The sequence below is a fragment of the Streptomyces doebereineriae genome (assembly GCF_031845645.1).
In the GTDB taxonomy this organism is placed as follows: Bacteria; Actinomycetota; Actinomycetes; order Streptomycetales; family Streptomycetaceae; genus Streptomyces; species Streptomyces canus.
In genome coordinates this window covers 1-440 of the sequence record NZ_JAVREZ010000362.1, presented here as the reverse complement: position 1 = coordinate 440, position 440 = coordinate 1, and the positions used below count along the sequence as shown (strand labels likewise).

At 72.0% G+C, this 440-nt stretch carries 1 protein-coding gene; it reads left to right on the top strand.

The features are described from left to right. A partial coding sequence (locus RNB18_RS52305) for a hypothetical protein (RefSeq protein ID WP_311721091.1) occupies positions 1-401 on the top strand: 401 nt, incomplete at its 5' end. Between the last annotated feature and the right edge of the window lie 39 nt (positions 402-440).

Sequence of the window (440 nt, the reverse complement as noted above, 5' to 3'; positions counted from 1 at the left end):
TCCTGGCTCCCTTCGTCGCCCCGCTCGCCGACCGCGACTTCGCCGCCACGATGAAGGCGCTGCGGGAGACCCGCCGCAACGGCACCCAGGCGCTCGCCCAGGTCCTCGGCCGGGCGGCCAAGGACCACGACCAGGTGGGGCTCTACGAGTTCTCCAACGCCTATGACAAGGCCCTCAGCAGCTTCTGCAAGCAGATGGGCGTCTCACCGTTCGCCTGGGTGACCTCCGAGACCGCGGGAACGGGAGCGGCGGACGCCGACCCACGTGACGGTTTCGGGGCCGGGTCGGGCTCTGCCTCCGGTTCTGGTTCCGGGTCGGGCCCGGCCTCCGGTTCCGGGTCGGGCTCTGCCTCTGCCTCTGCCTCTGGTTCCGGGTCCGGTTCTACGAGGACGTCCGAGTGAGGGCCCCCGTGGTGGCCCGAGGGCTGGCGCCCGCTCTCG